This is a genomic window from Sphingobium sp. LB126 (assembly GCF_002795205.1).
Lineage (GTDB): Bacteria > Pseudomonadota > Alphaproteobacteria > Sphingomonadales > Sphingomonadaceae > Sphingobium > Sphingobium chungbukense.
Genome location: NZ_NETV01000001.1, coordinates 1,334,357 through 1,348,307 on the forward strand (window position 1 = coordinate 1,334,357; position 13,951 = coordinate 1,348,307).

The 13,951-nt window shown below is 64.3% G+C and carries 17 protein-coding genes; 6 read left to right on the forward strand and 11 right to left on the reverse strand.

Annotated features, from left to right (window positions below; translation table 11 throughout):
• Positions 1-12: 12 nt before the first annotated feature.
• Entirely contained in the window at positions 13-1,305 is a 1,293-nt protein-coding gene (locus CAF53_RS06515; protein WP_046761897.1) for a cytochrome b/b6, read from the reverse strand.
• An 11-nt stretch (positions 1,306-1,316) separates the two neighbouring features.
• The gene (gene petA / locus CAF53_RS06520; protein ID WP_046761898.1) at positions 1,317-1,898 is read right to left on the reverse strand and encodes a ubiquinol-cytochrome c reductase iron-sulfur subunit; all 582 of its coding nucleotides are present in this window, start codon (positions 1,896-1,898) and stop codon (positions 1,317-1,319) included.
• A gap of 198 nt (positions 1,899-2,096) precedes the next feature.
• Here petA and CAF53_RS06525 point away from each other — a divergent pair, with 198 nt between their 5' ends.
• Genes CAF53_RS06525 through CAF53_RS06535 form a run of 3 tightly spaced genes read left to right on the forward strand, consistent with a single transcriptional unit; the run spans position 2,097 to position 4,031 of the window.
• Entirely contained in the window at positions 2,097-2,567 is a 471-nt protein-coding gene (locus CAF53_RS06525) for a tRNA (cytidine(34)-2'-O)-methyltransferase (RefSeq protein ID WP_046761899.1), read from the forward strand.
• The gene (gene hemF / locus CAF53_RS06530; RefSeq protein ID WP_100237637.1) at positions 2,564-3,427 is read left to right on the forward strand and encodes an oxygen-dependent coproporphyrinogen oxidase; all 864 of its coding nucleotides are present in this window, start codon (positions 2,564-2,566) and stop codon (positions 3,425-3,427) included. Before CAF53_RS06525 ends, hemF begins: the two co-directional genes overlap by 4 nt.
• Positions 3,428-3,431: 4 nt before the next feature.
• Positions 3,432-4,031, forward strand: coding sequence for a GNAT family N-acetyltransferase (locus tag CAF53_RS06535; protein WP_100237638.1), 600 nt, complete (start codon positions 3,432-3,434; stop codon positions 4,029-4,031).
• Here the strand turns inward: CAF53_RS06535 and CAF53_RS06540 are convergent.
• Positions 4,013-4,798 carry a glycerophosphoryl diester phosphodiesterase membrane domain-containing protein gene (locus CAF53_RS06540; RefSeq protein ID WP_046761902.1) on the reverse strand — a complete coding sequence of 262 codons (786 nt, stop codon included), beginning with the start codon at positions 4,796-4,798 and terminating at the stop codon, positions 4,013-4,015. The genes CAF53_RS06535 and CAF53_RS06540 overlap by 19 nt on opposite strands.
• 95 nt (positions 4,799-4,893) lie before the next feature.
• Between CAF53_RS06540 and lipB the strand changes: the two genes are divergently transcribed.
• From lipB to CAF53_RS06555, 3 genes are all read left to right on the forward strand, one after another.
• A complete protein-coding gene (gene lipB / locus CAF53_RS06545) occupies positions 4,894-5,598 on the forward strand; it encodes a lipoyl(octanoyl) transferase LipB (RefSeq protein ID WP_100237639.1) in 705 nt (234 codons plus the stop codon).
• Between the two features lie 64 nt (positions 5,599-5,662).
• Positions 5,663-5,953 (forward strand): hypothetical protein, encoded by a 291-nt coding sequence (locus CAF53_RS06550; RefSeq protein ID WP_100238718.1) that lies wholly within the window; start codon positions 5,663-5,665, stop codon positions 5,951-5,953.
• Between the two features lie 75 nt (positions 5,954-6,028).
• Positions 6,029-6,748: a hypothetical protein gene (locus CAF53_RS06555; protein WP_100237640.1), complete on the forward strand. Its 720-nt coding sequence runs from the start codon at positions 6,029-6,031 to the stop codon at positions 6,746-6,748.
• A 70-nt stretch (positions 6,749-6,818) separates the two neighbouring features.
• Here CAF53_RS06555 and queE read toward each other — a convergent pair whose 3' ends face one another.
• The 8 genes from queE to fliD form a co-directional block, all read right to left on the reverse strand.
• Positions 6,819-7,466 carry a 7-carboxy-7-deazaguanine synthase gene (queE, locus tag CAF53_RS06560; RefSeq protein ID WP_100237641.1) on the reverse strand — a complete coding sequence of 216 codons (648 nt, stop codon included), beginning with the start codon at positions 7,464-7,466 and terminating at the stop codon, positions 6,819-6,821.
• Positions 7,467-7,470: 4 nt separating this feature from the next.
• Positions 7,471-8,163, reverse strand: a complete 693-nt coding sequence (queC, locus tag CAF53_RS06565) for a 7-cyano-7-deazaguanine synthase QueC (RefSeq protein ID WP_046761906.1) — start codon at positions 8,161-8,163, stop codon at positions 7,471-7,473.
• A 47-nt stretch (positions 8,164-8,210) separates the two neighbouring features.
• Positions 8,211-8,615 (reverse strand): DUF3617 family protein, encoded by a 405-nt coding sequence (locus tag CAF53_RS06570; protein ID WP_100237642.1) that lies wholly within the window; start codon positions 8,613-8,615, stop codon positions 8,211-8,213.
• A gap of 108 nt (positions 8,616-8,723) precedes the next feature.
• Positions 8,724-9,626, reverse strand: coding sequence for an Hsp33 family molecular chaperone HslO (locus CAF53_RS06575; protein ID WP_100237643.1), 903 nt, complete (start codon positions 9,624-9,626; stop codon positions 8,724-8,726).
• A 75-nt stretch (positions 9,627-9,701) separates the two neighbouring features.
• Positions 9,702-10,631, reverse strand: coding sequence for an ornithine carbamoyltransferase (gene argF, locus CAF53_RS06580; RefSeq protein WP_100237644.1), 930 nt, complete (start codon positions 10,629-10,631; stop codon positions 9,702-9,704).
• 58 nt (positions 10,632-10,689) lie between these two features.
• Complete coding sequence (locus tag CAF53_RS06585) at positions 10,690-11,883, reverse strand: aspartate aminotransferase family protein (protein WP_100237645.1); 1,194 nt, start codon at positions 11,881-11,883, stop codon at positions 10,690-10,692.
• 159 nt (positions 11,884-12,042) lie between these two features.
• Positions 12,043-12,438 carry a flagellar protein FliS gene (locus tag CAF53_RS06590; protein WP_046761911.1) on the reverse strand — a complete coding sequence of 132 codons (396 nt, stop codon included), beginning with the start codon at positions 12,436-12,438 and terminating at the stop codon, positions 12,043-12,045.
• Between the two features lie 21 nt (positions 12,439-12,459).
• The gene (gene fliD / locus CAF53_RS06595; protein WP_100237646.1) at positions 12,460-13,908 is read right to left on the reverse strand and encodes a flagellar filament capping protein FliD; all 1,449 of its coding nucleotides are present in this window, start codon (positions 13,906-13,908) and stop codon (positions 12,460-12,462) included.
• Between the last annotated feature and the right edge of the window lie 43 nt (positions 13,909-13,951).

Sequence of the window (13,951 nt, forward strand, 5' to 3'; positions counted from 1 at the left end):
CCGTCTACCCCCTTATTCGGCCGCAACCGCGACGGTTTCGCCGTCGGTCTTGCCATATTTCGCCAGCACCGCCTCGGTGATCGAGTTCGGCAACGGCAGCGGCTTTTCGAAGCGCGAGATCAGCGGCAGGATGATCAGGAAGTGGGCGAAATAATAGGCCGCCGCGATCTGGGAGATCATCACATAGGGCTCAGCCGCCGGAGCGCCACCGCAATAGCCCAGGATCAGCACGTCGATGATGAGGATCCAGAAGAATTTGCGGAAGGTAGGCCGGTAGCTGCCCGAACGCACCGCCGAGGTATCGAGCCAGGGCAGGAAGAAGAGCAGCAGGATCGACGCGAACATCGCCAGCACGCCCAGCAGCTTTGCAGGCACGAAGAAGAAGTCGACGGTGAAGGCACGCAGGATCGCGTAGAAGGGCCAGAAATACCATTCAGGCACGATATGCGCGGGCGTCGAGAGCGGGTTTGCCTCGATATAATTGTCCGGGTGGCCCAGATAGTTGGGCGCGTAGAACAGCAGCACCGCAAAGAGGATCAGGAAGATGCCCGCCCCGAAGCCGTCCTTCGCCGTGTAATAGGGGTGGAAGGGCACGGTGTCCTGGGGACCCTTCACTTCCACGCCGGTCGGGTTCGAGGAGCCCGGAATGTGCAGTGCCCAGATGTGCAGGATCACGACCGCCGCGATCACGAAGGGCAGCAGGAAGTGCAGCGAGAAGAAGCGGTTGAGCGATGCATTGCCGGGGGCGAAACCGCCCAGCAGCCAGGTCTGGATCGGCTCGCCCACCACAGGAATCGCACCGAACAGGCCGGTGATCACCTTCGCACCCCAATAGCTCATCTGCCCCCAGGGCAGCACATAACCCATGAATGCGGTCGCCATCATGAGGAGGAAGATGACGAGGCCAAGCAGCCACACCATTTCGCGCGGCGCCTTGTAGGAACCGAAATAGAGGCCGCGGAAAATGTGCAGATAGACAACGATGAAGAAGAAGCTGGCACCATTGGCATGCGCATAGCGCATCAACCAGCCCGCATTCACGTCGCGCATCGTCTGTTCGACTGTGCCGAAGGCGACCAGCGTATTGGCGCCGTAATGCATCGCCATGATGACGCCGGTGACGATCTGGATCACCAGCGCAAGGCCGGCCAGGACACCGAAGTTCCAGAAATAATTGAGGTTGCGCGGCACCGGATAGCCGGCGCCCACGGCATTGTAGACGAGGCGCGGCAAAGGCAGCTTCTCGTCGACCCACTGCATCACCGGATGCTTGGGGGTATATTGCTCAGCCCATGGAAAGCTCATTTTCTACCCCCTCAACCCACAAGAATGGCGGTATCGGAAGTGAAGCTGTACTTCGGCACTTCCAGGTTCTTGGGGGCAGGCCCCTTACGGATGCGGGCCGCGGTGTCATAGGAGGACCCGTGGCAGGGGCAGAAATAGCCGCCGAATTCGCCGCGATTCTCACCCTCGCCCGCGCCCAGCGGCACACAGCCCAGATGCGTGCAGACGCCCATGGTGATCAGCCATTGCTTCTTGCCGTCGACGGTCCGCTGCTCCAGCGTCTGCGGATCGCGCAGCGTGGAGGGATCGACCTTGTCGGCCTCGGCGATTTCCTTGTCGGTCAGATGCCGCACGAACAGCGGCTGCGAGCGGAAGGTCGTCTTGATCGCCTGTCCCGGCTGGATCGCCGACAGATCGACCTCGGTCGAGGCAAGCGCCAGCACGTCGGCGCTGGGGTTCATCTGGTCGACCAGCGGCACCACCACCGCGACTGCACCGACGCCGGCGAAACTCACCGCCGCGATATTGATGAAATCACGGCGACGAACGCCATCGCTGCCGCCTCCGCTGGAGACGGCCGCCCCCTCACTCTCCAAATGTTCCACGATCGCCATGCACCTCAACCCTTGCAAGAACGTCCCTGACCTCGCCCCATTGCCGTCTTCAGCTATGAATGTCCGGAAGATCCGCGGGCGCCCAAGCAAATGGATGCCGCATTCCCCCTTTTGGCGCGGTTTGATGGCCTGATAACCGTAGGATGCGCCATTTGCCAAGCAATTTAGACGGGCTATGACAAATTGCCGGGCTGTTCTATGGCGCGAGCCATGCGTATCGCCCTCTATCAACCCGAAATCGCCGGCAATGTCGGCGCGATTCTGCGCCTCGCCGCCTGTTTTTCCGTACCGGTCGACATCATCATGCCGATGGGATTCGCCTTTTCCGATGCGAAGCTGAAGCGCGCGGCGATGGACTATGGCGCGTCTGCCGACATCACCCGCCACGCCAATTTCGAGGCTTTCGACGCTGCCCGCCGGGCGCAGGGGCGACGGCTGATGCTGATGAGCAGCCATGCGTCGCAGCGTCTGCCCGATGTCGAGTTCCGCAAGGACGATATATTGCTGATGGGATCGGAAAGCGCAGGCGTGCCCGACGGCGTGCGCGATCTGGCGGATGTTCGCGTGCGCATTCCGATGGCGCCGGGCTTCCGGTCCTTGAACATCGCCGTTTCCACGGGCATCGCGGTTGCCGAGGCCCTTCGCCAGACTGAAAGTTTCCCGCAATGACCCTGATCCTCGACCCGCAACAGCAATCCGCCCGCACCTGGTTCGAATCGCTGCGCGACCGCATCTGCGCCGAATTCGAGGCGATCGAGCGCGAGGCGGGTTCCGATGCCCGCTTCGACTATATCGCCTGGGACCGCGAGGCGCCCGGCCTACCCGCTGGCGAAGGCGGTGGCGGCGTGCGCGGCGTCATGAAGGGCAAGGTGTTCGAGAAGGTCGGCGTCAACGTTTCGACCGTCGGCGGGACCTTCTCCCCGGAATTCGCGAAGACCATTCATGGTGCGGGCGAAGACCCGAATTTCTTCGCTACCGGCATCAGCCTCGTCGCCCACATGGCCAATCCGCACGTGCCCGCAGTCCATATGAACACCCGCTTTCTGGTGACGGCGAAACGCTGGTTCGGCGGTGGCGCCGACCTCAACCCCCCACTCCCGCGCGACGAGGACACGGCCCATTTCCACGATGCGCTCAAGGCCGCCTGCAACGCCCATGACCCCGACCATTATCCCCGCTTCAAGGCGTGGGCCGACGACTATTTCTTCATTCCCCATCGCAACGTCCACCGTGGCGTCGGCGGCATCTTCTACGACCATCTGGAATGTGCGGACGATGCCGCGTTCAATGCGCATTTCGCCTTCACCCGCGATGTCGGTGATGCCTTCCTCAAGGCCTTCCCGCCCATCGTCCGGCGGCGAATGAACGAAGGCTGGTCGCAGGAGGACTATGCCCGGATGCTGGAATGGCGAGGCCGCTATGCCGAATTCAACCTGGTCCATGATCGCGGCACGCTCTTCGGCCTCAAGACCGGCGGCAATATCGACGCCATATTGATGAGCCTGCCGCCGATGGCGAGCTGGAGCTGAACCGTTGAGCCTCACGCCTGTCGCCAACGACCGGATCGCCACCATCGTCACCCATCTGGAGATGCGGGAGCGGCCGAAACCTGCCCCTGTCCCGCCCGCACCGCTGCGGCTGGTGCCGTGGAAGGCGCCGGCACTGGACGGCTATCGCGCGTTGTTCCGGCGCGTGGGCGAGCCCTGGCTCTGGTTCTCCCGGCTGGTGATGGGCGATAAGGAACTCAGCGCCATCATCCACGATCCCGCCGTCGAAATCTACGCCGTCACGGACACGCGCGGCGTGGAGGTCGGGCTGCTGGAACTGGATTTCCGCGCGATGCCGGATTGCGAACTGGCCTTTTTCGGCCTGATCCCGGAACTGAACGGCAGGGGATTGGGCCGATGGCTGATGGCGCAGGCCAAGGCGCTGGCGTGGCGCAAGGACGTGACCCGTTTCTGGGTGCATAGCTGCACGCTCGACAGCCCTTCAGCCTTGGGTTTCTACCGCAAGTCAGGCTTCACGCCCTATAAGCGCGAGGTGGAGATTTTCGCCGACCCCCGCCTCGCCGGCCTGCTGTCGCGCGAAGCGGCGCCGCATGTGCCGCTGCTGGATCAGCCGGCGACGGCCTGACGATAGAGTCGGGCGAGCATCACCAGCATATAGACCTGCACGACGGTCGAAACGGCGGCGGCCACCACGCCGCCGATCAACCGCGCGCCATCGGCGCCGACCAGCACGCGGCCAAGGATGCCGAACACCGCCTGCGCCGCGGTGCTGGCGACGAGAGACAGAAGCGTCAGCACGGCGATCAACCCGAACAGATGCCAGAAATGGCCCTTGGTCAGCCGCCAGCTTCGCTTCAACGACGCGACCACGCCGTCCTGCCCGTCGATCACCACGGGATTGAGCAGCACGAGCCGCACGCCGACAAAGGCCAGCCCCCCCACCATGGCCGCCGCCAGCAGGGGCGCAAGCAGTGCGGGGGACGCCGCGGCGATCACCATTCCCACCAAGGCCAGCAGCAGCATCGCCAGCGCAATCGCCCCTCCGGCAAGGAAGCTGGTCCCGATCAGCACGGGCAAACGCGCCAGACTGAGCCGCAGCGCCTCGCCCACGCTGATGCCGGGGCGCAATGCCAGCGCGAACAGGGCGAGCGACCCGAACCAGATCAGCACTGCCGTCAGCAACATCGCCAGCACATAGGTAGCGGGAATGGGCGGCAGCGCGCCGCGCGGCTGCGATGCCGCCCAAGCCGTCAATTCGGGTGGCGTCATTTCGCCCAGGATGATGCTGGGCAAGGCGATGAACAACAGGGCGACGGGGAACAGCAGGCTGCTTTCGCGCTGAACGAAGGCGACCGCCTCTTCCCAAGCCTTGCCGATGGACATTGTCGCCATATCTTTACGCCCCATGAAACACTCTAAAATGTGAAGCTATTCAAAAATCGCGGAGGAGACTTGATCGCTCGCTCTGCCCAAGTCAAGGAAGCCCCATGTCGTCCCCGCCTCTGGAACCAGCCATGGAATGGCGCATCGAAATCGCCCCAATGGATTACCCTGCCGCATTGGCGGACATGGAGGCACGGGCGGCGGCGATCTTCGAAGGGCAAGCCGGCGAACGGGTCTGGCTGCTGGAACATCCACCGCTCTACACCGCGGGCACCAGCGCCGATCCGGCCGAACTGCTCGACCCGCGCTTTCCGGTGCATGCCGCCGGGCGCGGCGGACGTTATACCTATCATGGTCCTGGCCAGCGCATCGGCTATCTCAACATCGACCTGCGGGAACGGGGCAAGGATGTGCGCAATTTCGTCCATCATCTGGAAGGCTGGATGATCGACGCCTTGGGCGACCTCGGCATCGCCGCCCGCCGCGCGGAGGGACGCATCGGCATCTGGACAGACGACCTGCAAGGCCGGGAGGCAAAGATCGGCGCCCTCGGCATCCGGGTGCGGCGCTGGATCACACTTCACGGCTTTTCGATCAATGTCGATCCCGACCTGTCCCATTTCGGAGGCATCGTGCCGTGCGGCCTGGCCGAATATCCCGTGACCAGCATAGCCGCCCTGGGCGTAAAAGCGTCGATGGCCGATCTGGACGCTGCGCTTTACGCGCATTTCCCAGCCTTTATCAGCCGATTGCGGCGGTGCGGACCGGATGGCTCCACGGGGGTTGAGCAATGCGGGACAGGCCGCTAGGGTCACGGCTTTCGCCAGGTGGGGGGCTACCGGGCATGCTGAAACAGGCTTGATGGAGACCCGGATGCGCCTTGACGCGAAGATGGTTTATACGACGCTGATTTTATCGGGCTGCATCGCCCTTGGGGCTTGCGGCGGTAAGGAAAAGAACAGCACCGCTGTTCCCATGAACCATATGGAGGTGGTGGACGGCACCGCCACCGATGCCATGACGGATCTGGACGGGGTACAGAGCGAAGGCACCGCGCTGGCGCTGCCCGCCAACCGCAGCGACAATGCCAGCTCGCCCGCCCCGGCGAAGAATGAGAGCGCGGAAAAGTCAGCCCCCGATACGGAAGTGCTTTCGGATCAATAAGCTGGCGTCCGCGTTCAGGCGTGATACAGACGGCCGACAGATAGTGCGCATCGCTCGTTTCAAAGAGGGGTTTCGATGAATTTCCGTTCCATTGGCCGTTCCACCGCGCCCAGGTCCGCCCTGGGACTGGCCGCCTTGGGATTGGCTGTGCTGGCATCACCGCTGCTGACACAACCGGCGGCAGCGCAATTCTTCTGGTCCCCGCCCGATTTTTCGACACCCCCGCTGACCGATGCGGAAGCGGCGACCGCGCTGGGCCTGCCCGGGGCGACCCCGGCGGAGATCAAGGCGGGACTGGTGTGGAACCTGCGCGCGGCGCTGAATGTCGCCGCGCTTCAATGCCAGTTCGAACCGACCCTGCTGTCGATCAGCAACTACAATGCCATGATCGCCCATCATGACGCGGAACTGGATTCGGCGCAGGCCGGCATCCTCGGCTATTTCCAGCGCACCGTGGGCAAGGGCAAGCCGGGCCAGATGGCATCGGACCAATATGGCACGCGCATCTATTCGGGCTATTCGACGGTACAGGCGCAACGCGGCTTCTGCCAAGCGGCGGCGCTGGTCGGACGGCAGGCGATCTTCGCCCAGCGCGGGACGCTCAACGAAGTGGCCCGCAACGGCCTGGGATCGATCAAGAAGTCGCTGATCCTGGCGGGCGAGCAATTTTACGGCGATCCGGGCCGCAGCTATTCGCTGACGCTGCCTTCCTTCGATCCCAAATGCTGGAAGAAGGGCAAGATGCTACCCGCCTGCCAGATCGCCTGGAACCAGAAGACCGGCGCGCAACCCTGAGAGACTGGCGGCGGTGATCGGCCGTGAGCGGATGTCGGATGTTGGTGGGGATCGGGTGGAATCCACCCCGTTATCGCAATCCCAGATATTTGTGCGACTGAAGGCTTAGCCGCCAGCGCGGCCGGTCCATCACCAGATCGACCGCCGCCTGGGCATTGCGCACCGCATTCGGATCGTCCAGCGGCTGCACCAGCAGATGGTCGAACGCCCAGCCTTCCATCTCCTCGACATCGGCCAGGCTGTGCCCCTGTCCCGGCTGCGGCCAGACCAGCTTCAATTCATTGCCGCTGCGCTGCACCACCTCGCTGCCGGCCTTGGGGCTGATACAGACCCAGTCCAGCCCCGGATGCGCGGGCAGGGTGCCGTTGCTCTCAATCGCGATGGCGAAACCCCGCGCATGCAGCGCATCAACCAGACCGTCGTCGATCTGAAGCATCGGCTCCCCGCCGGTGAGTACGATATAGCGCCCCTCCCACCCCTCGCCCCAAAAGGCCAGCGCCGCATCGGCCAGACCATCGGCATCGGCGAACCTGCCGCCGCCATCGCCGTCCGTGCCGACAAAGTCCGTGTCGCAGAACCGGCAGATCGCGCTTGCCCGGTCCTGCTCCCGCCCGGACCAGAGGTTGCAGCCGGCAAAACGCATGAACACCGCCCGCCGTCCGGCGTGCACGCCCTCGCCCTGCAGGGTCAGGAACATCTCCTTGACGGCATAGCTCATGGCGTCAGGGCTTCACCGCATAGATGGTGGGGTCGGGCAGGCCGGCCTCCACGAAACCCTTCGACCGCAGGCGGCAGCTATCACACTGGCCGCAATGCTTGCCGTCGGGCGTTGGGTCATAGCAGGACCAGCTCAGCCCGGCGTCCAGCCCAAGCCGGTGCGCTTCGCGCACGATATCGGCCTTGCTCATATGCTGGAGCGGCGCGTTGATGCGGATCGGATGCCCCTCCACCCCCGCCTTGGTGGCCAGCGCCGCCATTTTCTGGAACGCCTCGATGAACTCCGGGCGGCAGTCGGGATAGCCCGAATAATCGAGTGCATTGACGCCGATGAACACATCGCTCGCCCCCGACACCTCTGCCAGCCCCAGGGTCAGCGACAGGAAGATGGTGTTGCGCGCGGGCACATAGGTCACCGGAATACCCGGCCCGACCCCGCCTTTCGGCACGGCGATGTCGGCGGTCAGTGCCGACCCGCCAAATGCCGTAAGGTCCAGCGGCAGCACGATATGCGAAATCGCGTTGAGCGCGGAAGCGATCCGCCCCGCCGCCTGCAATTCCAGACGATGGCGCTGATTATAATCGATCGAGAGCGCGAACACATGATAACCGGCCTCTCGCGCGAGGCCCCCCGCGACCATGGAGTCGAGTCCGCCGGACAGCAGGACGACGGCAAATTTTCCGCTATTGGCAACCATAAGCGCCGCGCTACCCTTCCGGGCGCGTCAACGCAAGCCGGTGGCGCCTAATGGCAGGCCCCTACCCATCGCCCCTCCAGCGAAAAATCGAACGGCGCGCCCCTGGCGATGCCCTGCGACTGGATCTGGACCAGCCGCGCGGTTTCGATGCGAAGGTCGGTCCGCCCATTGCCCGCGGCGCCGCATTCATAGGTAACGACCAGCCGCCTCTGCGTTTCGCTCACGGTGAAGCTCTTGCAGCTATTGCCCGCATGGCGGCTTTGCAAAAGCTGGTTCAGATGGGCGACGCATATCCTGCGCACTGCGCCGTCCGTTCCCCGCTCGCGCAATTCCCACTCGCCCGTTTCCAGCCCCTTGGGCAGGCGCGGCAAAGGGGCCGCCGCCTGAACGGCAGGCGCTATCGCCATCATCATCGCCAAGGCCGCCCCAAGGGCGCACCGTCCTGCCGTCATACCGATCCCCCACACCGATCATGCGCGAACCCGCATCTCTCTTGCCCATGAATTGCGGCAATTTGATAGCGGAACCGAATCGACCGGCCATAATGGTGCGGCCAGCCTCTATCCGAAGCTGTCGAGCGCCACCGGAAAGAGCCGTGAGCAGAAAGCGCAATCGACGCCTATGATCCCCTGATCGTCGGCCATTTCCGCCCGCTCGGCGGCCGGGAAGCGGCCGATGACGCTGCGGATATGACCGAGATCGCAGCGGCAACCCTTGCTGAGCACCGTCGGATCGGTGACGCGCACCTCATCCTCTTCATGGAACAGCCGCCACACGATGTCGGCCAGCGGCAGGTCGCGATCGGTCAGTTCCGCGTCCTTCAGCGTGTGCGCCAGCGCCTGCACATGCTCCCATTCCGGGTGGTCGTGGCGGACATGCAGCCGCTCGCGCCCGACCTCGCCCTCGGGCAGGTGCTGGAGCAGCAGGCCCGCCGCCAGACATCCCTCGCCCGCATCATGGCGGGTGGCGATCTGTATGATGCTGGGGATCTGTTCGGACTGGAAGAAATAATGCTCCGCGGCGTCCGCCAGCGATTCGCCGTCCAGCGGCACGATCCCCTGATAACGCTCGCCGCTCACCGCCTGATCGAAGGTGATGGCCAGATAGCCCTTACCGAACAGCCCGAACAGCGTCGGATCGGGGCCGAGTTCGGCCAGCCGGTCGGCGTCGAACTTGGCATAGCCGCGCACTTCGCCACCCTTGTAATCGGCCACCAGCAGGCTGACGACGCCATTTTCGGTCTGCGCCTGAAGGGTCAGCTGTCCACCCGCATCCTTGAGCGTCGTGCCGAGCAGCGCCGCCAGCACCAGCGCGGAGGCCAGCAGCCGCTCGATCTGCGGCGGATAGGCATGGGCGGCCAGAACATCGTCGAGGACCGGCCCCAGCCGCACGATCCGCCCGCGCGCATGGCGCGAGGGGATGGTGAAGCCAAGGGCCTGGTCGAGAGAGGCGGAAGAGGTCAAATCAGGCTCCGTGCGGCCCGCATTCCTGCGGGCCCATGCTGCAAAGGCGCTTAGATAGGATGGCTCGGGCCAAACTCAACCAAGACGGCCCAGCGCCCAGAGCAGCACCGACTTCTGCGCATGGATGCGGTTTTCCGCCTCGTCCCAGATCACTGATTGCGGGCCGTCGATCACCGCCTCCACCACTTCCTCGCCGCGATGGGCGGGCAGGCAGTGCAGGAATTTCGCCGTCGGCCTGGCCAGCGCCATCAGTTCGGGCGTCACCTGATAAGGCATCATCGCCGCCAGCTTTTCCTCGGCATGGGATTGGCCCATGGAGATCCAGGTGTCGGTGACGACGATATCGGCGCCCGCCACCGCCGCCTGCGGATCGCGGCTGTGGATGATCTGCGCGCCCCGCGCGCGGGCTTCGGCTTCGAAAGACGGGTCGGGATCATAGCCTTCGGGCACCGCAATCCGCACATCGAACTTCATCAGGCCCGCCGCCTCGACGATCGAATGGAGGACGTTGTTGCCATCGCCGAGCCAGGCCCACTGGCTGCCCGGCAGCGCCACGCCATGTTCCACCACGGTCAGCAGGTCCGCGACGATCTGGCAGGGATGCGACAGGTCAGTGAGACCGTTGATCACCGGAACGCTGGCATGATGCGCCATTTCCTCGATCTTCGCATGATCGTCGGTGCGGATCATGATGGCGTCGCACATGCGGCTGAGCACCCGCGCCGTGTCGGCAACGGTTTCTCCGCGTCCGAGCTGGCTGGTCGCGCCGTCCAGGATCAGCGACGTGCCGCCCAATTGGCGGATCGCCATATCGAACGATACGCGGGTCCGGGTCGAATTCTTCTCGAAGATCATCGCCAGCGTATGCCCGGCCAGCGGCGAATCCGCATCGGCCTTGCCCTTGGGTTGCCCCAGGCGCGCGGCCTTCCGATCGATGGCGTCGGCAATCATGGCGGCGATCGCATCGCCACCGGCATCAGAAAGATTCAGAAAATGTCTGGTCATGATAACCCCCACTTCCACCCTCCGTTCGTTTCGCGCGAACGGAGGAGGATGTCCGGTGTCAGGCCGCGTCCGCGTCCCCAAAGCTGCGCGCCCCGGCCGAAAGCCTTTCAATGCACTCGGCGACGTGGCTTTCCTCGATCACGAGCGGCGGCAGGATGCGCACGACATTCTGCCCCGCCGACACGGTCAGCAGGCCATGATGGTCGCGCAGATGCGCCACGAAAGCGCGGGCGTCGTAGCTGTCCTTCATCTTGACGCCCAGCATCAGCCCCATGCCACGCACATCCTCGAACATGTCGTGATTGGGGATGAGCTGCTCCAGCGCCGAGCGCAGGCGCGCGCCGATGGTCTTCACATGGTCGAGGAAACCCTCGCCCAGCACTTCGTCGAGCACGGTCATGCCAACCGCCATGGCCAGCGGATTGCCGCCATAGGTCGACCCATGGGTGCCGAACACCATGCCCTTGGCCGCTTCCTCTGTCGCGAGGCAGGCGCCCAGCGGGAAGCCCGCGCCGATCCCCTTGGCCACCGCCATGATGTCGGGCGTCAGGCCATATTGCTCATGCGCGAAGAAGGTGCCGGTGCGGGCATAGCCGCACTGCACTTCGTCGAGGATCAGCAGCAGCCCCTTCTCGTCGCACAGCTTGCGCAGGCCGGAAAGGAAATCCTGGGTCGCAGGCGTGACGCCGCCCTCGCCCTGCACCGGCTCCAGCATGATCGCGGCGGTATCGTCATCGACCGCGGCAGTGGCCGCCGCCAGGTCATTGAACGGCACCACGTCGAAACCGGGCAGCAGCGGTTCGAAACCGTCGCGCATCTTGGGCTGGCTGGTCGCGGAGATGGTGCCCAGCGTCCGCCCGTGGAAAGCGTTGTCGAAGGTCACGATCTTGTGCCGGTGCGCCTCGCCATTGGCGTAGTGATAGCGGCGCGCGGTCTTGATCGCGCATTCCACGGCCTCGGCGCCCGAATTGGTGAAGAACACCGTATCGGCAAAGGTCGTGTCGACCAGACGCTGCGCGAATTTCTCGCCCAGCGGCATGCCGTAGAGGTTCGATGTGTGCATCAGCGTCGCGGCCTGATCCGCGATCGCCTTGACCAGCTTGGGATGGCCATGGCCCAGCAGGTTGACCGCGATGCCGCTGGCGAAATCCAGATAGCGCTCACCGCGCTCCCCGATCAGATAGCAGCCCTCGCCTCGGACCGGGCGTACATCGCACCGGGGGTAAACGGGCATGAGCGGCGTAATCGACATGGTCCTTCCCTTTCTGGGCTGATGCAAACACTTCCGAAACGCAAAAAGGCGGCCCCCGCCGGGCCGCCCTTTGCGAGCGCTGCCTATACAGGCGCGCCTTTGATGGCGCAACCCCATGCAATGAACGTCGTCCCAGCGCAGGCCGGGATGACGGATGTCTTACGCGATCTGGTTCCAAGCCTCCGCGATCTCGCCGATCATGACGCGGGCCTGATCCACTGGGGCGGCATCATGTTCTTTCGCGCCAGCCAGCAGCAAGCGACGAGCCTCGCGATAGATTTGCGCCAGGCCAGTGGCGATGTCGCCGCCCTTGTCGAAGTCCAGGCTCGATTCGAGTGCGAACAGGATCGACATCGCGCGGGCCTGCTTGTCCGACACCTTCAGGCGGTCGCCATTGCGTTCGGCCAGAGCCGTCGCGTCCAGCGCCAGCAGCAGCTCGTCGAACAGCACCTTGACCAGCGCATGGGGCGTCGCGCCCTCGATCCGGCTGCCGGTATGAACCGCCGCATAACGCCGCGCCGCCGCGCCACCGAAACCGCCATGATTATAGAACATGATCTTCCTGACCCTTTTGTATCAATTGTTGCTTTTGGTCCACAGCGCCACCTGCTGCGTCAGATAGCTCTGTGTTGCCTTGAGGGCGGACAGCCGGGTTTCCATGGCCGAATAGACCTTGGTGAGCTGCTCCTGATAATCGGTCATCTGGGTGTCGAGCTTCTCGAGCTGCCCGGCCAGATCGGTCGCCAGCGCCTTATACTTGCTCTGCGAGGAGGCGAGCGGGCCGTCGGTCTTCTGGATATTGTCGCGCACGCTGTCCATCAGCCCGGCGAGCCCGGCATTGGTCGCGGTCTTGACCGACGGGTTCAGCATCTGTGTGATCGCCGTCGGGTCGGCCGCGATCGCCTTGTCCAGCGCCGTCGTGTCGAGCGCGATCGTGCCGTCGCGATTGGTGCTGATACCCAGATCGTTCAGCGTCTTGTAGGCACCGGTTGCGGTAAGCTGCGTCGAGACCATTGCCGACAATTGCCGCTTCATGTCGCGGATCGAGGATTCGCCGTTCAGCACGCCCGCATTGGATTGGTCCGTGCCGGTCGAGGTCGCCGTGTTCAGCGCCTTCATCAACGTGTTGTAGGCGTCGACGAACTCGACCATCAGGTCGCGCATGGAGGTGGTCGGCTCGGTCGTGGCGAGCGTGACGCTGGTGCCCGGCGCGGCCTTGTTCAGGTCGATGCGCAAAAAGGGGATCGCGCTGTCGATCGTGTTGCCGGCATAATGCTGCTCCACCCCGTCGAGCAGGATGATCGCATCCTTGGGCTGGGCGGCGGAACTCATCCTGCTGCCCGCCGGCGGTGTCGTCGCAGAGAAGGCGAACTGGGAGAGGTCCGCACCCGTCGTCGCGTCGGTGGTGGAGGAAACCGTGGTCAGCGAGATATCGTTCGCCGCACCGGTCGGCCCCTTGAGCATCAGCCGCGTGCCCTGCGAGTCCGTGACGACGGTCGCGGTGACGCCCGCCCCCGAACCGTTGATCGCGGCGGCCAGGCCCGTATAGCTGTTGTTGGCCGCGGTGATCGTGATGGAAACGGGATTGCCGGTACCGACCTTCAGCGACAATTCCCCGATGCCGACAGTGGCCGCCGCGCCTTGCGCCGCGTCCTGATTGGCGTTGACCGCAGAAACCAGGGTCCTCGATGAAGCGAGCTGATTGACGACGATCTGCGCCGGAAGGCCGGTCGGCGTGCCGCCCGGCAGCGCGCTGACGGACGCGATGCTGGCGTCGTTGGAGGCTGGCGTACCCGAATAGCCGGTGCCCGCAAGCAGGCTGTTCAGCGCATCGGCAAAGGTATCGAGCGAGCTGGAGGCGGAGGCCAGGGCGGAAATACGCGCGCTGTTCAGCGTCTGGCGATTGGTGATCGCCGCTTGCTTGGGCTCCTTGGCGGCGCTGACCAGGCTGGAGACGAGCGAGGCGGTATCGATGCCCGATCCCGCGCCAAGCGCCGTCAAGATGCTGCTGCTCACCGAAGTCATTGGGCCGTCCTTTCAAATACAAGAACGGCCCTATGCCCAAGAC

Excerpts from the sequence above, each read along its gene's own strand:
- CAF53_RS06515 (WP_046761897.1), bottom strand. The coding sequence starts at position 1,305 with ATGAGCTTTCCATGGGCTGAGCAATATACCCCCAAGCATCCGGTGATG.
- petA (WP_046761898.1), bottom strand. The coding sequence starts at position 1,898 with ATGGCGATCGTGGAACATTTGGAGAGTGAGGGGGCGGCCGTCTCCAGC.
- CAF53_RS06525 (WP_046761899.1), top strand. The coding sequence starts at position 2,097 with ATGGCGCGAGCCATGCGTATCGCCCTCTATCAACCCGAAATCGCCGGC.
- hemF (WP_100237637.1), top strand. The coding sequence starts at position 2,564 with ATGACCCTGATCCTCGACCCGCAACAGCAATCCGCCCGCACCTGGTTC.
- CAF53_RS06540 (WP_046761902.1), bottom strand. The coding sequence starts at position 4,798 with ATGGCGACAATGTCCATCGGCAAGGCTTGGGAAGAGGCGGTCGCCTTC.
- lipB (WP_100237639.1), top strand. The coding sequence starts at position 4,894 with ATGTCGTCCCCGCCTCTGGAACCAGCCATGGAATGGCGCATCGAAATC.
- CAF53_RS06550 (WP_100238718.1), top strand. The coding sequence starts at position 5,663 with ATGCGCCTTGACGCGAAGATGGTTTATACGACGCTGATTTTATCGGGC.
- CAF53_RS06555 (WP_100237640.1), top strand. The coding sequence starts at position 6,029 with ATGAATTTCCGTTCCATTGGCCGTTCCACCGCGCCCAGGTCCGCCCTG.
- queE (WP_100237641.1), bottom strand. The coding sequence starts at position 7,466 with ATGAGCTATGCCGTCAAGGAGATGTTCCTGACCCTGCAGGGCGAGGGC.
- queC (WP_046761906.1), bottom strand. The coding sequence starts at position 8,163 with ATGGTTGCCAATAGCGGAAAATTTGCCGTCGTCCTGCTGTCCGGCGGA.
- CAF53_RS06570 (WP_100237642.1), bottom strand. The coding sequence starts at position 8,615 with ATGACGGCAGGACGGTGCGCCCTTGGGGCGGCCTTGGCGATGATGATG.
- argF (WP_100237644.1), bottom strand. The coding sequence starts at position 10,631 with ATGACCAGACATTTTCTGAATCTTTCTGATGCCGGTGGCGATGCGATC.
- CAF53_RS06585 (WP_100237645.1), bottom strand. The coding sequence starts at position 11,883 with ATGTCGATTACGCCGCTCATGCCCGTTTACCCCCGGTGCGATGTACGC.
- CAF53_RS06590 (WP_046761911.1), bottom strand. The coding sequence starts at position 12,438 with ATGTTCTATAATCATGGCGGTTTCGGTGGCGCGGCGGCGCGGCGTTAT.
- fliD (WP_100237646.1), bottom strand. The coding sequence starts at position 13,908 with ATGACTTCGGTGAGCAGCAGCATCTTGACGGCGCTTGGCGCGGGATCG.